The sequence below is a fragment of the Merdimonas faecis genome (genome assembly GCF_001754075.1).
Classification (GTDB): domain Bacteria; phylum Bacillota; class Clostridia; order Lachnospirales; family Lachnospiraceae; genus Merdimonas; species Merdimonas faecis.
In genome coordinates this window covers 501345-518815 of record NZ_MIEH01000018.1, presented here as the reverse complement: position 1 = coordinate 518815, position 17471 = coordinate 501345, and the positions used below count along the sequence as shown (strand labels likewise).

Genomic DNA, 17471 nt, shown 5'->3' with positions numbered 1-17471 from the left:
GTATTAACAGGAGGAATGGATCATGAACGAATTTACATTTACTTATCCCATAAAAGTCTATTTTGGTGAAGGAGCTGCAAAAAAAGCTCTTGCCGCAGAAGCGCCGGCCGTAGGGACAACGGTGATGCTGGCTTATGGCGGAGGTTCCATAAAGGCAAACGGCATCTATGATGAGGTGAAAGGAATCTTAGAAGAGGCGGGAAAAGAAGTGATTGACTTTTCCGGCATCATGCCGAATCCCACCTATGCTAAAGTACAGGAAGGCGCTGCGCTTGCAAGAGAAAAGAAGGCAGACTTCATCCTGGCAGTAGGAGGAGGAAGTGTCATCGACTGCTGTAAGGTAATCTCTGCGCAGGCAAAGGCAGATCAGGACATCTGGGAGATGGAGTACGGCTCCGGAAGATTCCCTGCAGACGGCATCCCCATGGGAGCGGTAGTGACGGCATCCGGTACGGGAGCGGAGATGAACTCTGGTGCAGTCATCACCTGCGAAGATAAAAACTGGAAGGGACCGACCGTTGGAAGCTCAGCAAGATTTGCTGTTCTGGATCCGGGATATACGGCATCTGTTCCAAGGATGCAGGTAATCTCCGGTGCTTTTGATACCTTAAGCCATGCGATGGAAACCTATCTTGGACACTCGGATGAAGACAATGTATCTGACGATGTGGCACTTGCCATCATGAAAAACACAGTTGTCAATATGCGCCGTCTCCTGGCTGATGTCAATGATATGCAGGCCAGAGGCAATCTGATGTGGGATTCTGCAATGGCAGAAAATGGAATCCTGAAGGTAGGGCGCCTGACAGACTTCCAGGCACACCAGATGGAGCATCAGCTTGGAGCTTACACCGACTGTAATCACGGACAGGGACTGGCAGTGATCCATCCGGCCTACTACCGCCATATTGTGAAAGATGCAGAAACGAAATTTGAAAAATTCGGAAAGGAAGTCTTCGGCGTGGATACTGCCGAGGCAGCCGTGGAAGCGCTTGCGGACTTTATTAAAGAGTGTGGCCTTCCTACAAAGATGGGAGAGCTGAAATCAAAGGTAGAGATCACACCGGAAATATTAAGAAAGGTAGCGGACATCTGCAACATCATTAAATGCGGACCAAGAGAGCTTGGCCGGGATGAGATCTACGACATCCTGATGGAGTGTATGTAAGGAGGAGGTGTAAGCGATGAGAAAACGATTGATCAGTGTACTTCTGGCGTCAGCTATGGCCCTGGCTCTTGCGGCAGCAGCACCGGTACAGATGGTGGCGCAGACACAAGCACAGATGAAGGCACGGGTACGGATGCTTCCGGGGGCAGCAATATTCTGGTCGCCTATTTTTCCTGGTCAGGCAACACAGAGGAAATGGCTACGTATATCCAGGAACAGACCGGCGGCGACCTGTATGAGATTCAGCCGGTGACACCTTATCCGGAGGACTATAATGAGTGCGGAGATGTGGCTCTTGAGGAAAGAGACAATAACGCAAGGCCCGAGATTCAGGATCTTCCGGCGGATCTTTTCGGCTATGATACCCTTTTTATCGGATATCCAAACTGGAATGCAGACCTTCCCATGCCTCTTTATACGTTCCTGGAGGAGTATGATCTTAGCGGAAAGACTATCATCCCATTTACGACCCACGGGGGAAGCGGATTTTCCAGGACCATTGATACGATTGCCGAACTGGAGCCGGATGCCCAGGTAGAAGAAGACGGGCTTGCGATTTCAAGAAATGCGGTGCCGGATGCGGAAGGGGAAGTAACCGACTGGGTCAGCGGTCTGGGAATCTGAGGATAGAATGATACAAATCCTTTGTTTTGTACGATGACAAACAGATGTTTTTTCGCTATAATAACAACATTAGAGGGGGATAGAACAAAGCATGGCGCGTGACAGAAAGGGGATAATACATCAATGCTTCAGATAAGAGACATCTGTAAGGAATATCGTACCGGAAGTCTGGTCCAGAAAGCGCTGGATCAGGTGAGTCTGAATCTGAGAGACAATGAATTTGTTGCCATCCTGGGGCCCAGCGGCTCCGGGAAGACAACGCTTCTAAATATCATCGGAGGTCTGGACCGCTACGACAGCGGAGACCTGATCATCAACGGAATATCCACGAAAAAATACAAAGACAGAGACTGGGACTCCTACCGGAATCACACCATCGGTTTTGTGTTCCAAAGCTACAATCTGATCCCGCACCAGACCATTCTTTCCAATGTGGAGCTGGCGCTTACCATTTCAGGAATTGGGAAATCCGAGCGAAGAGAACGGGCAAAGAAGGCTTTGGATCAGGTGGGGCTGGGCGAACAGGTTCATAAGAAGCCGAACCAGCTCTCCGGCGGACAGATGCAAAGAGTTGCCATCGCCCGGGCTCTGGTCAATGATCCGGAGATCCTGCTGGCCGACGAGCCGACAGGAGCGCTGGACAGCGAGACCAGTGTGCAGGTCATGGAACTGCTAAAGGAAGTGGCCAGGGACCGGCTGGTCGTCATGGTTACACACAATCCGGAGCTGGCGCATGAATATGCTACCCGGATCGTGAATCTGAAGGATGGGAAGATCCGTTCCGACAGTGATCCCTTTATGGTCAATGAACAGGAGCTTGCAAAGCCGGAACACAAAAACATGGGGAAGGCATCCATGTCTTTTCTGACAGCCCTGTCCCTAAGCTTTAACAATCTGAAAACCAAAAAGGCAAGGACACTTTTGACCTCCTTTGCAGGTTCGATCGGAATCATAGGAATAGCACTGATCTTAGCTTTATCTACAGGCGTAAATGATTATATCAAACAGATAGAGGAAGAGACGTTATCTGAATATCCGCTGCAGATCCAGAGTACCGGTGTCGACTTTTCCTCTATGATAGAAAGCGGAGAGGAAGCCGGAACTCAGGAAGAAGAACAGGGAGATATCTATGTGGTCAATATGGTAACAGATATGTTCTCCACTATGGACACCAATGATCTGGAATCTCTGAAATCCTATCTGGACAGCGGTGACAGCGGAATCGAAAAGTATACGAATGCGGTTGAGTATTCATATAATACGGAGCCTCAGATTTATAAAGAAAATGGGGATGAGATCCGCCAGGTGCATCCGGACAGTTCTTTTTCTTCGCTGGGCCTGGGATCAGCATCTAATACGAACAGCATGATGTCCAGTATGATGAGCACAGATGTGTTCTTTGAGATGCCGGAAAATGAAGAGCTGTACGAGGGACAATATGACATAAAGGCGGGGCGGTGGCCGGAAAATTCCAACGAATGCGTACTGGTCCTGACCCAGGGCGGGGCGATCAGTGATTTTATGCTCTATACGCTGGGACTCAGAGATCCGCTGGAGCTGGATGAGATGGTCAGCCAGTTCCTGAATGAAGAAGATATAACTGTACCGGAGGATATGGGAAGTTATGATTATGATGATATCATCGGCATCAATTTCAAATTGGTAAACAGTGCAGATTATTATGCGTATGACAGCCAGTACCAGGTATGGACAGACAAGTCCGGCGATCATGATTATGTGAAAGGGCTGGTGGAGAACGGGGAGGATTTGACCATTGTCGGCGTCGTGCAGCCTTCTGAGGACGCCAATGCCTCTGCCTTAAGTGCGGGTATCTGTTATCCGGCTTCTTTGACCAAACATATGTCGGAGTATGCGGAGGATACCGAGATCGTCAAACAGCAGCTTGCAGATCCTTCTGTTAATGTATTTACGGGAGAGGCTTTTGGAGAGGAGAGCTCTGAAAATACGTTTGATATGGAGTCCCTGATTACGGTGGACGAGGAAAAGCTTCAGGAGGCTTTTGGCTTTGATGAAAGCGCGTTTTCAAACCTGTCGGATTCCTTTGACTTTTCCAGCGTATTCGGAAATGCAGGCGATTCTGTGGACCTGTCAGGAATGGTCGATCTAAGCGGAATCAACATTAGCCTGCCGGAAACGGGGACGATGGACCTGGGCGAGATGCTGGGAAATCTGGATATCAGTATCTCGTCAGAAGGATTTGCGAAAATGGCGGAAAGCCTGATGGAAGGCTACCAGCTCTATGTGAAGGATCATCCGGAGGCAGATTATTCGGGGCTTTTGGAAAGCTTTCAGAACTATCTGACCAGTGATAGCGCCAAATGGATCATGAAGGAATCGGTGGTGAATATCATAAAGGAAAGCGGTGCGATGAAGGTATCAAGCACGGAGCTTTCCAGTCTTTTTGCGGGGCTGCAGAATGACTTTGCACAGTCTGTGGAAGGACAGAACTTTGAAGACGCAGATGAGTTTTATAGCGCGCTGATTACGTTTATGCAGGGAGATCCTGCTGTGAGCGCGTTTAATAATTTCCTGGAAGAGAAGCTGGATGGGGTGACCGTGTCGGATGATCAGATGACTGCACTAGCGCAAGAGATTATGAAAGGTTACTACGATTATGCGCAGGCGGGGAATGGTCCGGATCCTTCGAAGATAGGCGAGTATTTCCTGGACTATCTGCAGACGGAGGACGCACAGAACCGTCTTGCAGAAGGTCTTGCAGGTACTGTTGATATGGGAAATGTGGAAAGCCAGTTGACGCAGGTGGTAGAGAATTATATGAGAAATGCCATGTCTTCCTATGGAAATGCTGTCAGTCAGGCCTTGTCCGCACAGATTTCATCCGCAATGCAACAGATGATGAGCCAGCTTGCCAACGGCATGGGAACAGCCATGAGCCAGGCAATGGCAAATGTAGGGAGCAGTCTGGAAAACGCCATGAATATTGATGGGGATGCATTTGCAGATGCATTTCAGATGAATATGACAGGAGATCAGCTGACGGAGCTTATGATGTCTATGAATTCCGGCGACAGCGCATCTTATGAAAATAATCTGGCTACTCTTGGCTATGTGGATTTTGATGTGCCAAGCGGGATTGATATCTATCCGAAGGATTTCGAGAGCAAGGAGCAGGTGGTAAAGATCCTGGATGATTATAACAGTAAGATGGAAGAGGAAGGAAAAGAAGAGCAGGTCATCACCTATACGGATGTAGTGGGAACACTGATGTCTTCCGTGACGGATATTATTGATATCATCAGCTATGTACTGATTGCATTTGTGGCAATCTCCCTGGTGGTTTCTTCGATCATGATCGGTGTCATCACCTATATCAGTGTACTGGAGCGGAAGAAGGAGATTGGTATCCTGCGTGCCATCGGAGCGTCCAAGGGAAATATTTCACAGGTCTTCAATGCGGAAACTTTTATCATTGGGTTCTGTGCGGGGGCAATGGGAATTATTATCTCACTTCTGCTTTTGATACCGGGTAACGCACTGATCCATTATCTTGCAGGAACAGATGCCGTCAATGCCGTGCTTCCGGTGCGGCCGGCGGTGATTCTGATTCTTCTAAGCGTGGTCCTGACTTTGATCGGCGGGCTGATCCCGTCGAGGAAAGCGGCAAAGAGCGATCCGGTGACGGCGCTTAGGACAGAATAACAGACAAATTATTTTCGAGACAGAAAAGGGACGACCGGCATCCGAGAGGGTGCCGGTTATTTTTTTACTTAAATCCATGGCCTGAAAAATAGACACTAACAGCCACCTTGCTGAAAAATGCAGTGGAGTATATTATAATCGTTTTAAACTCCGTATGAGCAAGGAGGAGATAAAATGATTCGGATTGGGGTAATTGAGGATGAGGCCAGGATGCGGGAAGAGGTATGCAGGTATGTGGAAAAGACAGCCGGAGATTTTGCGGAAATACAGTGTCGGGCCTATGAGAGTGCGGAGCAGTTTTTAGAAGAAAATAGCGAGTACGAGATTTTGATTCTGGATATCAGGCTGCCGGGGATCAACGGTATAGAACTGGGACGAATATTGAGAGAACGGGGAAAGGACACAAAGCTTCTTTACCTGACCTCCTATGCAGAGTATGCAGCAGAAAGCTACCTTGTGGAAGCCAGTCAGTATATCTTAAAGGAAAGCATGGACCGGCGGCTGCCCGACATTCTGCAAAGGATGATTTCTGAGGAAATAGAACAGAAGAAGGACTATCGTATCGTTGGAATCAAGCAAGATCAGGGTGCCAAGGCGAAGCCCATCGACTGGTACATGATGACGAAAGAACCCTATCTGCATATCGGACAGCCTCTGGTCGCATATAACGCTTATGAATATCGGACGTATTATCCCATGCGCCATATTGTGGGAGAAGAGACAAGCAGCCTGAACGGGTGCTTTTGGCAGGGAAGATATGAAAACCTGATTGTTTTTTCGGATACTTATTTTGAGAAGGTAAAGGATTACTGGAAAACAACAGATATGAACACCGGGGAACCGGTGGAGTCGGACGAAGCGGTACTGGAAAATACCATTCACGAGGGCCCGACGGTGCTGGCGCTGGTAAACCTGCCGGAATCCGCTGTGCGGGAACAGGAAGAGCGGGCATATCAGATCATGGCAGAATTTCAGGAGGCGCACGCCTATGATGAATCCTTTGATCCGCTGGTAAAGAGTGCTTATTCGAAGAAGGAGGCGGTGACCAGGCGGCAGATGGAGCATATCCTGGAAACAGTCATGAATGGATTTGTGTTAGTCATGCTTCTGACCGCAGGTATCCTGATGCTTCATATGAAGGTCAATATGGAGTTGCCGGAAATAAAGACCAGGTATCAGTTTATGGAGTGCTTTGGTATGCGCCGGGCGGAGAGGGTCCGCAATATGAAGAAGGAGGTGTCCAGGTTTGTCTGGATCCCCCTGGGAACAGGAACTGTGATATCTATGGTGTTTACCGGGATTGTATGGGGACTCAGAGATTTCCAGATGGATGATATCAGGCGGTATGTACTGTGGCAGGGTCTGATCTGGATGATATACGCAATCATACAAATCGGAAATATGAAATGGCTGCAGAGGATGGTGATAAAACTGAAATAAGGAAGTGAAACATATAAAAATGTGACAACTATAGGATATATAATTGAAAATTCTGAAATTATATTGTAGTATCAATTATATATAGAAAGACTGTGAGGGGGATGCGTTATGAGTATTTGGAGAAGGAGTCTGATTTATCTAAAAACTCATAAGTTAAGATGTATTTTGCTTATGTTTACATTGACGGTCATTGCGTCGGGTATGATGCTTGGTCTTGTCATTTGGAAGGGAAGTCAAGACGGGATGCAGGAGCTTCAAAAAGCTTACGGCAACAGTTTTACAGTTAAGGCAATCATTCCCCAAAATGCAGAAGATAAAAACTTATGGGAACAGACGGGAGATATACCTGGATTTGAACAATACAGATATAAAGGTTCGATCGTAGACGACGAACTAATTGACAAGGTTATGGAGGTAGAAGGGGTTACGGATGTCTGTAAAGAGGCGAAGTCATATTTGGCGTATTTCCCAGAAGTAGATTTAATTGATGCGTTGCTTGCACGGCTTGCAGAATTAGAGCGGGAAACAGGCGAATATTCTTCAGATGACCCGAGAATTCAAAATCAAATCAGCGAAAAGCAAAATATTTTACAAGGATGTAACAATAGCGAATTATTAAGCTATTTTCGTACGAATACCTTAGAACTGGTCGAGGGGAGAGCAATCCGGGAAGGGGATAAATATCAGATCCTGATTTCGGATGAACTGGCAGAAAAGAATCAATTAAAGGTGGGGGATCAGATCCGTGTTGAACAGCTGTCGTTGCCATTGACATATACAAAAAGAATTACAGATTTGAATGACCTTACAGTTGTTGCTACGGAATATTTAACAATCGCAGGGATTTTTCATGCGAATGTCGCTCAGTATACAAATGAGTATACTGTTGAGGAGCAAGTTATCGGGAACTATATGTTTATGGACATAGATGGCTTGACAGAGATGGAGAGAATATCAAAAAAAGATTTAGGCGAAGCCATTGATCCGGAGTACACGGCAACTTTTTTTATCGACGATCCTGCCAGGATGGATGAAATCATAGAAGAAATTAAGGAGATTCCGGAAATCACCTGGAGTGACTATGAGCTCAAGGTGGACACCTCTATGTATGAATCTGCGCTGAAACCGTTGGAGAATGTCAGTAAAATCACTACATTTCTGATCGTATTTTTGATAGCAGTGTGCATTGTATTGTTGATTTTGGTACTTCGGATCTGGATCGGAGCCAGAAAAAAAGAAGTGGGGATCTTGCTATCTATCGGAGAGACAAAAGGAAGGATATGCGGGCAGATGTTTCTGGAAGGCGGAATCTTGCTTTTGGGGGCATTGATCCTGGCAGTCGGGATTACGATGTGGAGCGGGAACAGACTTGGCAATGGTTTGCTGGAACATATGAATCGGCAGGAGGAGCAGAATTCCAAGCAGGAAGTCATGGACTTTCCGACAGATATAAATGCTCTGGAGGCTTATAATGAACAGTTTGAGATTAAAAGTGAAGCGGAAGCTGTGGAAGAAATCTCCTGTCAGCCAGATATAGAGGAATTAGCAGCAGCAAGCGCACTGCTGTATGTGGTGCTTGGTGCTGCGGTGTGGCTGGAAACAAGAAAAATTTTAGGGAATGGCGCCAGGGAACTGTTGGGATAAAAATTCATCGCATAAAGGAGATCAGTTATGAATAGTTGGAGAAGGGCCCTTCTGTATATCGGAAGAAGAAAAAAGAAAAGCCTGCTTTTATTTCTGGTGATGTGGGCCAACCTTCTTAGCGTTATGGTGGCGGTTGGTATCAGGGAAACCAGCCAGGCGGTGACAGCCGGATTAAAGGAGAAATTGAGCGGATATTTTACTGTGACGCCGAATCTTGAGGTGGACGGAACTGCAAGGTATCTGAATGACGATCTCTGTAAAGAAATAGTCCAAGGAGAAAACCTGCTTACATACAATGGAAATGATGTTTTTTATATGAGCCTGCCTGATGTGAAACTGACGCCGGGAAGGTTTACAGCCGCAGGCGAGGAAGAAGATGCACATGCGGCTTGTTTTCTGGCAACGACAAGAAGCGTGTATCAGGAACAGTTCTATCTGGACAATCTGAATCTGGTAGAAGGAGAGCACCTTGAGGAAGACGATGAAGGACAGGCGCTGATATCGACCGTACTTGCCAGAGATAACGGACTGGAAATCGGAGATACCTTTCAAAGCGTGGTGACAGAAAATTATCGGGGAACCAACGAAGCGGCGCTTGGAAATGTATATACCTATCAGGTTAAAGGAATATTCCAGGTCAAGGATGAATCAGAGCCGGACAGTGAGCGTGCGGAGTTTGACTTTCCGGAAAATTATATTTTTATCGATATACAGACGGATCGGAAGATCGTTTCAGACCTGCGGGGCGGTGAGTTTGACTGGTATCGTAATGGCGTGAATTTTTATATTCGGGATTCAGCACAGTTTGAAAAGACCTTAGAGGAAGTCGCAGATGAGTTCCATTTTGATACAGATGGTTATGAGATAGAGCAGAATAATGGAAAATATCAGAGTTCTGCCGAGCCGTTGGAGCGGGTTAGCTTTTTAACGGGAATTTTCATCGTTGTTATGATCGTACTGGGAATAGTCATTTTGTATCTGATCCTGTTTCTGTGGATGAGGGACAGAAAACATGAAATGGGAATCTATTTGGCAGCTGGAATAGGGAAGAAAGGAATTTTCGGGCAGTTAATCCTGGAGAGTTTTCTTCTCTATGTGGCAGCAGCGATCGCTGCTGGATTATGTGCAGCGACTTTATCGGGAGTGGTCGGAAGAATGGTGTTTACAGGAGATACAGCAGGAATGACAGAACTGATATCCGGCCATTCTGGAGGAATAGGATATATGATGGCCGCCACGGCAGCAGGATTCTTGGTTATATTGGCGGCAGTGGGTATGTCATTTTTGACAGTTGTCAAGATGACGCCGAAGGAAATCTTATCATCGAATTAGGACAGAGCAAGAGGAGGGAGAAGATGTCTGTATTAGAGGTAAAGGGTGTTGGATACTATTATTTCAGTGATAAACCCGTATTAAGAGATATCTGTCTGTCGTTTGAAAAAGGGAAATTTTATGCAATCTGCGGGCCATCGGGCTGCGGGAAAACGACACTTTTGTCTTTGATCGGAGGACTGGATGAGCCCAAAAGCGGAGAAATCCTATATGAAGGACAAAGTATTATGGAAAAAGGAAAGGGACTAGCCTGGCACCGGAGGAATAATGTGGCGTTTGTCTTTCAGAATTATAATCTGATCGAATATATGACGCCAAAAGAGAATGTACTTTTGACAGCAAAGGAAGACCCGATGCCAATACTGAAAAGCTTGGGGATCGGCGAAGAAGAAGCCAGAAGAAATGTATTGAAGCTGTCCGGCGGGCAGCAGCAGAGGGTGGCGATTGCCCGGGCGTTAGCAAGCCATGCCCCGGTGATTCTGGCTGACGAACCGACGGGGAATCTGGATGAAGATACGGCGGCAGAGATTACACAGATTTTAAAGGATAATGCACATAAGCAGGGAAGATGTGTGGTCGTGGTGACCCATTCAGAAGCTGTGGCGAACGAGGCGGATGTGGTACTGAAGCTGGATCATGGGAAGATAATAGAAGTTTCATAAGAAAAAAGGATTTTCTATAATGTGCTGTAAATAATTTGTGTACTTTTCAACATAATTATGCTATAATTATGTTGAAAGAAAGGGGCTGATACTATGCCAGTTATTATGCCGATCAAGGAACTTCGCAATACAAGCGAAATATCTGATATGGCTCATAAAACTCAGGAACCGATTTTTATAACTAAAAATGGATATAGTGATTTAGTTGTTATGAGCAGTGAATTATATGATAAATTTGTCAAAACTAACCGTATCGATCAGGCAATCTATGAATCCGAAAAAGAACTGGAAGAAGGTGCTGTTTCTATTGATCTCAATGAAGCATTTGAGAAATTGAATAGAAAATACTATGGATAAATACAAAGTTAAATTAAATCCACGGGCCTTTAGGGATATAGATGATATTTTTGCATATATCGCTTTGGAAAAATTAGCGCCAGAAAATGCAAAAGGACAGACTGACCGGATTTGGGCAGCATTAAAGAAATTAGAAAGTTTTCCTCAATCGCATCAAGAACGAACTGAAGGACGCTATGCAGGAAAAGAGTATCGACAATTACTCATAGATAATTATATTGTCATCTTCAGAATTGATGAAGCAAGGAAAACGGTTTATGTTGTGACTGTACAGTATCAAGGACGGAATATATAAGGAAGAGACAGAGACTTATTATTCGGGATTGACTCTGATAAAAAAGAATAGTATATTATTAAGTACAAAAAGAATATGATAATACTAAGCGTAATTATTTTGAGGTCGGAAATGGTTCCCGACACACTCTGTAAAGAGGACCTGAGATGATGGATACACCGCCCATCCAAAATAATTGCGCTTATATTATTTAAAAATTTGGCATCAACAAAAGTGATACAATTCTCTTTTGAAGGTGCTCTTCTTGTTCTGCAAAATCAAACAAAGAGAAAACCGCATATATAGGCGTCATGATTATTTGCCTAAAATACGCGGCTCATAAAAATATGGAGTATACGGGATTCGAACCCGTGGCCTCCACAATGCGAATGTGGCGCGCTCCCAGCTGCGCTAATACCCCATCAGTAATAAGTATAGCACAGCAGTGCGAAAAATCAAGATTGATTTTTGCCGGGGCGGGCGTAGAATAGAAAACGGAGCAAGATGATATAACTTAAATTGGAGGGAGACAAAATGAAGGTATTAATGCTGAACGGAAGTCCTCATGCAAAAGGAAATACATCAATCGCGTTAGATGAAATGAGAAAGATCTTTGAGCAGGAGGGCATTGAGACAGAAGAAATCCTGGTGGGAAATAAAGACGTTCGGGGATGTATCGCCTGTCACAGCTGTTATGAAAAAGGAAAATGTGTATTTGACGATATCGTAAATGAGATCGCACCTAAATTTGAGGAATGTGACGGACTGGTGGTGGCAAGCCCGGTCTATTATGCATCAGCCAATGGAACGCTGATTTCGCTTTTGGACCGCCTGTTCTACAGCACCCACTTCGAGAAACGGATGAAGGTGGGAGTCAGCGTAGTCGTGGCAAGAAGAGGCGGCCTTTCAGCTACCTTTGATGAACTGAACAAGTATTTTACCATCTGCGGCATGCCAGTGGCTTCCAGCCAGTATTGGAACAGTGTCCATGGCAGAGAGCAGGGAGAGGCAAGAGAAGACGCAGAAGGACTTCAGACCATGCGTACCCTGGCCCGGAATATGGCGTTTCTGATGAAGAGCATTGCGCTGGGAAAAGAAAAATACGGACTTCCAGAGCAGGAAATACAGCAGCCTACGAATTTTATCCGCTAATGGAATAAAATTTCCTCTGTTTACAGATACTAGCAGTACGGCTGTCGAAAGAATACAGTAAACGGAGGAAAAGAAAATATGAAAGCAACAGGAATTGTCAGAAGAATTGATGATCTGGGAAGGGTCGTGGTTCCAAAGGAGATCCGCCGGACATTGCGGATCCGTGAAGGAGATCCGCTGGAGATATTTACCGACCGGGAAGGCGAGATCATCTTAAAAAAATATTCCCCCATCGGGGAACTGTCCGCATTTGCGGGGCAGTATGCGGAAAGCCTGGCGCAGACCACGGGGTGCCTGGTCTGTATCTGCGATATGGATCAGGTCGTGGCAGCAGCAGGCAGCGGGAAAAAGGAGCTTACAGACAAATATATCAGCTCCCAGCTTATGAAGCTTCTGGGAGAGCGGACAGCCACCACATTTCCGGGACAGGAAAAAGCCAGCGTCAAGATTGTCAGTGAACAGGAGGGAGACTATCTCTGGGAGGTGATTCATCCTATTATCTGTGAAGGCGATGTGATCGGAGGCGTAATCCTGCTTTCCAGGGATGAAAAAAAGAAGTTTACCGGAGCGGAGCAGAAGGTGGCAAGCTGTGCGGCAGACTTTTTAGGCCGTCAGATGGAGCAGTAGAAAAAGGCGGAAAACAAAAATCCGGGAATAAAAGCCAGTACACCGTCATAACTTGTGATAGACAAGGAGGGACGGCGGATGGAAAGACGGATTCGAAAAGATACAAAGATTCTGTGGGTGCTAAAGGGCCTGCTGGTATCCTATGTGGTGACAGGAGTCCTGCTCCTCTTGCTTGCAATGGCGCTGTACCGGCTGGAGCTGAATGAAAAAAGTGTATCTGCGGCGGTGATCGTGATCTATGTCCTGTCCACACTGGTGGGAGGGATCGTGATCGGGAAGCTTGCCAAGGTACGCAGGTTCCTGTGGGGACTTCTGCTTGGCGGCAGTTATTTTACCCTGCTTATGCTGATCACACTGGGCGTATACCATACATTAAGCGGAGATGGTGTTCATTTTCTGACGACATTTGTGCTCTGCGCCGGCGGTGGAATGGCCGGAGCGATGATATCCTGACGATGGCAGGGACGGGCTGCATAGACTTAAGAAAAACGGGCTGCATAGACTTAAGAAAAATGGATTGCGTAATCGCAGGTAAGATGATATAATAGCATAAGTTAAGGAAAAATAAGGAGGGAATGTACCATGAAACATGTGAAAACATTAAATACACAGACCATGAACAATAACCTGAAGAAGAGCGGATGCGGCGAATGTCAGACATCCTGCCAGTCTGCGTGCAAGACTTCCTGTACTGTAGGAAATCAGACCTGCGAACAGAACAAGTAAAGGACGCATCAGGAATACGAAAAACGTACTGCCAAAGAGCATTACAGCTTCGAGAGTCTGGGAAGCCAGGCTCTCTGTTGTTGTATCGCAGAGAATTTTAGGAAGAGGATAGTAGTAGGAAGGGGTATTACCTTGATTCATCAATATAAAAACAACGGATACAATATCGTTCTGGATGTCTGCAGCGGCGCCGTTCATGTGGTGGACGACCTGTGCTATGACGTGATCGCGGTATTGAACGAAAATGGCAGGGATTATACTGTCGCAGAGCTTAAGGAACCGTCGGTATACGGGCTCGTGGAGGAAAAATTAGGCGGTGTTTATCCGGCAGAAGATCTGAAGGACGTACTGGATGATCTGGCGGAGCTTACCGAAGCAGGACAGTTGTTTGTACCGGACGTTTACGAGTGTATGGTAGACGAGGTGAAGAAGCGCAAGACGGTGGTAAAGGCGCTGTGTCTGCATATTGCCCATGACTGCAACCTGGCATGTAAATACTGCTTTGCAGAGGAAGGCGAATATCATGGAAGACGTGCGCTGATGAGCTTCGAGGTCGGGAAAAAGGCGCTGGATTTCCTGATCGCCAATTCCGGAAACCGGAGAAATCTGGAAGTGGACTTCTTCGGCGGGGAGCCGCTGATGAACTGGCAGGTGGTGAAAGACCTGGTAGCTTACGGAAGAGAGCAGGAAAAGCTCTATGACAAGCATTTCCGCTTCACCGTTACGACCAACGGCGTCCTGTTAAACGATGAGATCCAGGAGTTCATCAACAAGGAGATGGACAATGTGGTCCTAAGTCTGGACGGAAGGAAAGAGATCAACGATCAGATGCGCCCGTTCCGCAATGGAAAGGGAAGCTATGACCTGATCGTTCCCAAGTTCCAGAAGCTTGCCGACAGCCGCGGACAGGAGCGCTATTACATCCGTGGAACATTTACCAGAAATAATCTTGATTTTTCAGAAGACATCCTGCATTTTGCAGACCTGGGCTTTAAGCAGATGTCCATTGAGCCAGTGGTAGGGGATGAGACAGATCCTTATGCGATCCGGGAAGAGGACCTGCCGAAGATCATGGAAGAATACGATAAGCTGGCAAAGATCATGATCCAGAGAGAACAGGAAGGAAGAGGCTTTAATTTCTTCCATTTCATGATCGATCTGGATGGCGGTCCGTGTCTTGCCAAGAGGCTTTCCGGGTGCGGTTCCGGCACTGAGTACCTGGCTGTTACGCCGTGGGGAGACCTGTATCCCTGTCACCAGTTCGTAGGACAGGAAGAGTTCCTGATGGGAAATGTGGACGAAGGGATCAAAAGACCGGAGATTGCGGATGATTTCCGCAGCTGCAATGTCTATTCCAAGGAGAAATGCCGGAATTGCTTTGCAAAGTTTTACTGCAGCGGAGGCTGTATGGCTAATGCCTATAATTTCCATGGGACGATCCATGATACATATGAGATCGGCTGCGAGATGCAGCGTAAACGTGTAGAGTGTGCGATCATGATCAAGGCCGCTCTGGCGGATGCGGAAGCGATGCGGGAAAATGCAGGAAAGGAAGTATCGGAACATGAAGATGAATAAGAAGAAAGGGATCATCAGCCTGATACTTATGGCGGTTGTGATTATCTTTCTGGGATTTACGACAGCGGTAGGCTTTGGAAAGACCGGAACCGGCGCAATGAGAAATATCAAGCTGGGTCTGGACCTGGCCGGCGGTGTCAGCATTACCTATCAGGTAGAGGATGAAAATCCGACGGCGGAACAGATGAGTGATACCATCTATAAATTGCAGCTCCGTGTGGAACAGTACAGCACGGAAGCCAGCGTATACCAGGAGGGCGATGACCGGATCAGTATTGAGATCCCGGGTGTAACAGATGCCAACCAGATCCTGGACGAGCTTGGAAAGCCGGGCTCCCTGGAATTTCAGACCTCCGACGGCGAGTCGGTGATCACCGGGGCAGACGTACAGACGGCCAGTGTGCAGTCCGGACAGGACGATATGGGAAATGCGGAGTACTCTGTGGAACTGGTCCTGAATGATGAAGGCACCCAGAAGTTTGCAGATGCAACAGAGGCGAACATTGGACAGCCGATTTCCATTATCTATGACGGCGAGACGATCAGCAGCCCGACAGTGCAGTCGGCGATCACAGGCGGAACCGCATATATTACCGGTAATTTCACGTATGAAGAGGCAGATAACCTGGCGTCTACGATCCGTATCGGAGGACTTCAGTTGGAGCTTAAGGAACTCCGTTCTAATGTAGTAGGGGCCCAGCTGGGTGAAGAGGCGATCAGTACCAGCCTTATGGCAGGTGCGATCGGTTTTGGCCTGGTGTTCATCTTTATGATCTGCGTTTATTATCTGCCCGGCCTGGCGGCAGGCATTGCGCTCGTGATTTATACAGAGCTTGTGCTGGTGATCCTCAATGCGTTTAATGTGACGCTGACGCTTCCGGGTATTGCCGGTATCGTCTTGAGTATCGGTATGGCTGTGGATGCAAATGTTATTATATTTGCACGTGTCCGCGAGGAGATGGCAAGAGGGAAGAGTATTAAGAATGCACTGAAGGCCGGTTTCCAGAAGGCCATGTCAGCTATTATAGACGGAAACGTGACCACCCTGATCGCTGCTGCGGTGCTGTGGTTTATGGGATCCGGAACGGTCAAAGGCTTTGCGCAGACGCTGGCAATCGGTATTGTGGTATCCATGTTCACGGCGCTGGTGATTACCAGGATTATTGTTTTTGCGTTCTATGCTGTGGGACTTCGGGGCGAAAAGCTTTATTATCATCCGAAAAAAGAACGTCAGCCTATTGATTTCATCGGGAAGAAGAAATACTTCTTTACCCTTTCTATTGCCGTGATGCTTATCGGTCTTGGAGTGCTGGGCTATAATTATTCGCAGGGACGGGGCGCTTTTGCCTATGGCCTGGAATTTGAAGGTGGAACATCAACGACGGTAGACTTTGATAAGGATTATACGATTAATGAGATCGATCAGGAGATCGTCCCGGTGGTAGAGGAAGTAACGGGAGACAACAATGTCCAGACACAGAAGGTAGAAGGAAGCAATCAGGTCATCATCAAGACGGTTGCTCTGGATCTTGACCAGCGTGAGGCGCTCAATCAGGCTCTGGTAGATAATTTCCAGGTTGATGCAGATACGATCACTGCAGAAAATATCAGCTCTACGGTGAGCAGCGAAATGCGTCAGGACGCCGTTGTGGCCGTTTTGACAGCCGCAGTGTTCATGCTGCTGTACATCTGGCTCAGATTTAAGGATATCCGGTTTGCGACCAGTGCGGTACTGGCTCTGTTACATGACGTGGTGGTAGTTATCCTGTTCTATGCGGTATCCAGGATCGCTATTGGCAATACTTTCATTGCATGTATCCTGACGATTGTAGGTTATTCGATCAATGCGACTATCGTTATCTTTGACCGGATCCGTGAGGAGCTGCGCTACCAGACAAGGAGCACAGACCTTAAGCTATTGGTAAACAAGAGTGTTACAGAGACACTGACCAGAAGTATTTATACGAACCTGACTACATTCATCATGGTTGCGGTTCTGTATATTCTGGGTGTCAGCTCCATCCGTGAGTTTGCACTGCCGCTGATCGTGGGTATTGTCTGGGGAGCTTATTCCTCTGTATGTATCACGGCAGCCCTGTGGTATGTAATGAAGACAAAGATCGGTGGAAAGAAGACCGCAGGCAAAGGAAAGAAATAGCAAATAGAAAAATGAGACGGGAAACGGCCACAGCCTGGAGGAACGGCG

16 protein-coding genes and 1 tRNA gene are annotated in these 17471 nt (G+C 46.9%); 16 read left to right on the top strand and 1 reads right to left on the bottom strand.

The features are described 5' to 3' along the window. The first annotated feature begins 22 nt into the window (after positions 1-22). From BKD12_RS11270 to BKD12_RS11225, 10 genes are all read left to right on the top strand, one after another. Positions 23-1168: an iron-containing alcohol dehydrogenase gene (locus tag BKD12_RS11270; protein ID WP_070089401.1), complete on the top strand. Its 1146-nt coding sequence runs from the start codon at positions 23-25 to the stop codon at positions 1166-1168. 16 nt (positions 1169-1184) lie between these two features. Then, positions 1185-1421 carry a hypothetical protein gene (locus BKD12_RS16740; protein ID WP_070089400.1) on the top strand — a complete coding sequence of 79 codons (237 nt, stop codon included), beginning with the start codon at positions 1185-1187 and terminating at the stop codon, positions 1419-1421. Beyond that, complete coding sequence (locus BKD12_RS11260; RefSeq protein ID WP_083262932.1) at positions 1364-1792, top strand: flavodoxin; 429 nt, start codon at positions 1364-1366, stop codon at positions 1790-1792. The genes BKD12_RS16740 and BKD12_RS11260 overlap by 58 nt, the downstream gene beginning before the upstream one ends. A 123-nt stretch (positions 1793-1915) precedes the next feature. Continuing rightward, positions 1916-5473 carry an ABC transporter ATP-binding protein/permease gene (locus BKD12_RS11255; RefSeq protein WP_070089398.1) on the top strand — a complete coding sequence of 1186 codons (3558 nt, stop codon included), beginning with the start codon at positions 1916-1918 and terminating at the stop codon, positions 5471-5473. Between the two features lie 174 nt (positions 5474-5647). After that, positions 5648-6913 carry a LytR/AlgR family response regulator transcription factor gene (locus BKD12_RS11250; protein ID WP_070089397.1) on the top strand — a complete coding sequence of 422 codons (1266 nt, stop codon included), beginning with the start codon at positions 5648-5650 and terminating at the stop codon, positions 6911-6913. 108 nt (positions 6914-7021) lie between these two features. Beyond that, positions 7022-8557, top strand: coding sequence for an ABC transporter permease (locus tag BKD12_RS11245; RefSeq protein ID WP_083262931.1), 1536 nt, complete (start codon positions 7022-7024; stop codon positions 8555-8557). A 27-nt stretch (positions 8558-8584) separates the two neighbouring features. Beyond that, positions 8585-9889: an ABC transporter permease gene (locus BKD12_RS11240; RefSeq protein WP_070089395.1), complete on the top strand. Its 1305-nt coding sequence runs from the start codon at positions 8585-8587 to the stop codon at positions 9887-9889. Positions 9890-9912: 23 nt separating this feature from the next. Continuing rightward, on the top strand, positions 9913-10551 hold the full coding sequence (locus tag BKD12_RS11235) for an ABC transporter ATP-binding protein (RefSeq protein ID WP_070089394.1): 639 nt from the start codon (positions 9913-9915) through the stop codon (positions 10549-10551). 93 nt (positions 10552-10644) lie between these two features. Next, entirely contained in the window at positions 10645-10908 is a 264-nt protein-coding gene (locus BKD12_RS11230; protein ID WP_070089393.1) for a type II toxin-antitoxin system prevent-host-death family antitoxin, read from the top strand. Then, positions 10901-11203 (top strand): type II toxin-antitoxin system RelE/ParE family toxin, encoded by a 303-nt coding sequence (locus BKD12_RS11225; RefSeq protein ID WP_070089392.1) that lies wholly within the window; start codon positions 10901-10903, stop codon positions 11201-11203. The genes BKD12_RS11230 and BKD12_RS11225 overlap by 8 nt, the downstream gene beginning before the upstream one ends. Positions 11204-11530: 327 nt before the next feature. Here the strand turns inward: BKD12_RS11225 and BKD12_RS11220 are convergent. Then, a tRNA-Ala gene (locus tag BKD12_RS11220) sits at positions 11531-11603 on the bottom strand. A gap of 113 nt (positions 11604-11716) precedes the next feature. Here BKD12_RS11220 and BKD12_RS11215 point away from each other — a divergent pair. From BKD12_RS11215 to BKD12_RS11190, 6 genes are all read left to right on the top strand, one after another. Beyond that, positions 11717-12334, top strand: a complete 618-nt coding sequence (locus BKD12_RS11215; RefSeq protein WP_070089391.1) for a flavodoxin family protein — start codon at positions 11717-11719, stop codon at positions 12332-12334. Positions 12335-12412: 78 nt separating this feature from the next. Further along, positions 12413-12961 (top strand): stage V sporulation protein T, encoded by a 549-nt coding sequence (gene spoVT / locus BKD12_RS11210; protein WP_070089390.1) that lies wholly within the window; start codon positions 12413-12415, stop codon positions 12959-12961. A gap of 78 nt (positions 12962-13039) precedes the next feature. Beyond that, positions 13040-13414, top strand: a complete 375-nt coding sequence (locus BKD12_RS11205) for a TIGR04086 family membrane protein (protein ID WP_070089389.1) — start codon at positions 13040-13042, stop codon at positions 13412-13414. Between the two features lie 129 nt (positions 13415-13543). Beyond that, on the top strand, positions 13544-13687 hold the full coding sequence (gene scfA, locus BKD12_RS11200) for a six-cysteine ranthipeptide SCIFF (protein ID WP_070089388.1): 144 nt from the start codon (positions 13544-13546) through the stop codon (positions 13685-13687). 132 nt (positions 13688-13819) lie between these two features. Continuing rightward, positions 13820-15265 carry a thioether cross-link-forming SCIFF peptide maturase gene (gene scfB / locus BKD12_RS11195; RefSeq protein ID WP_070089387.1) on the top strand — a complete coding sequence of 482 codons (1446 nt, stop codon included), beginning with the start codon at positions 13820-13822 and terminating at the stop codon, positions 15263-15265. Then, positions 15258-17423 carry a protein translocase subunit SecDF gene (locus BKD12_RS11190; protein ID WP_070089501.1) on the top strand — a complete coding sequence of 722 codons (2166 nt, stop codon included), beginning with the start codon at positions 15258-15260 and terminating at the stop codon, positions 17421-17423. Before scfB ends, BKD12_RS11190 begins: the two co-directional genes overlap by 8 nt. Positions 17424-17471 lie beyond the last annotated feature (48 nt).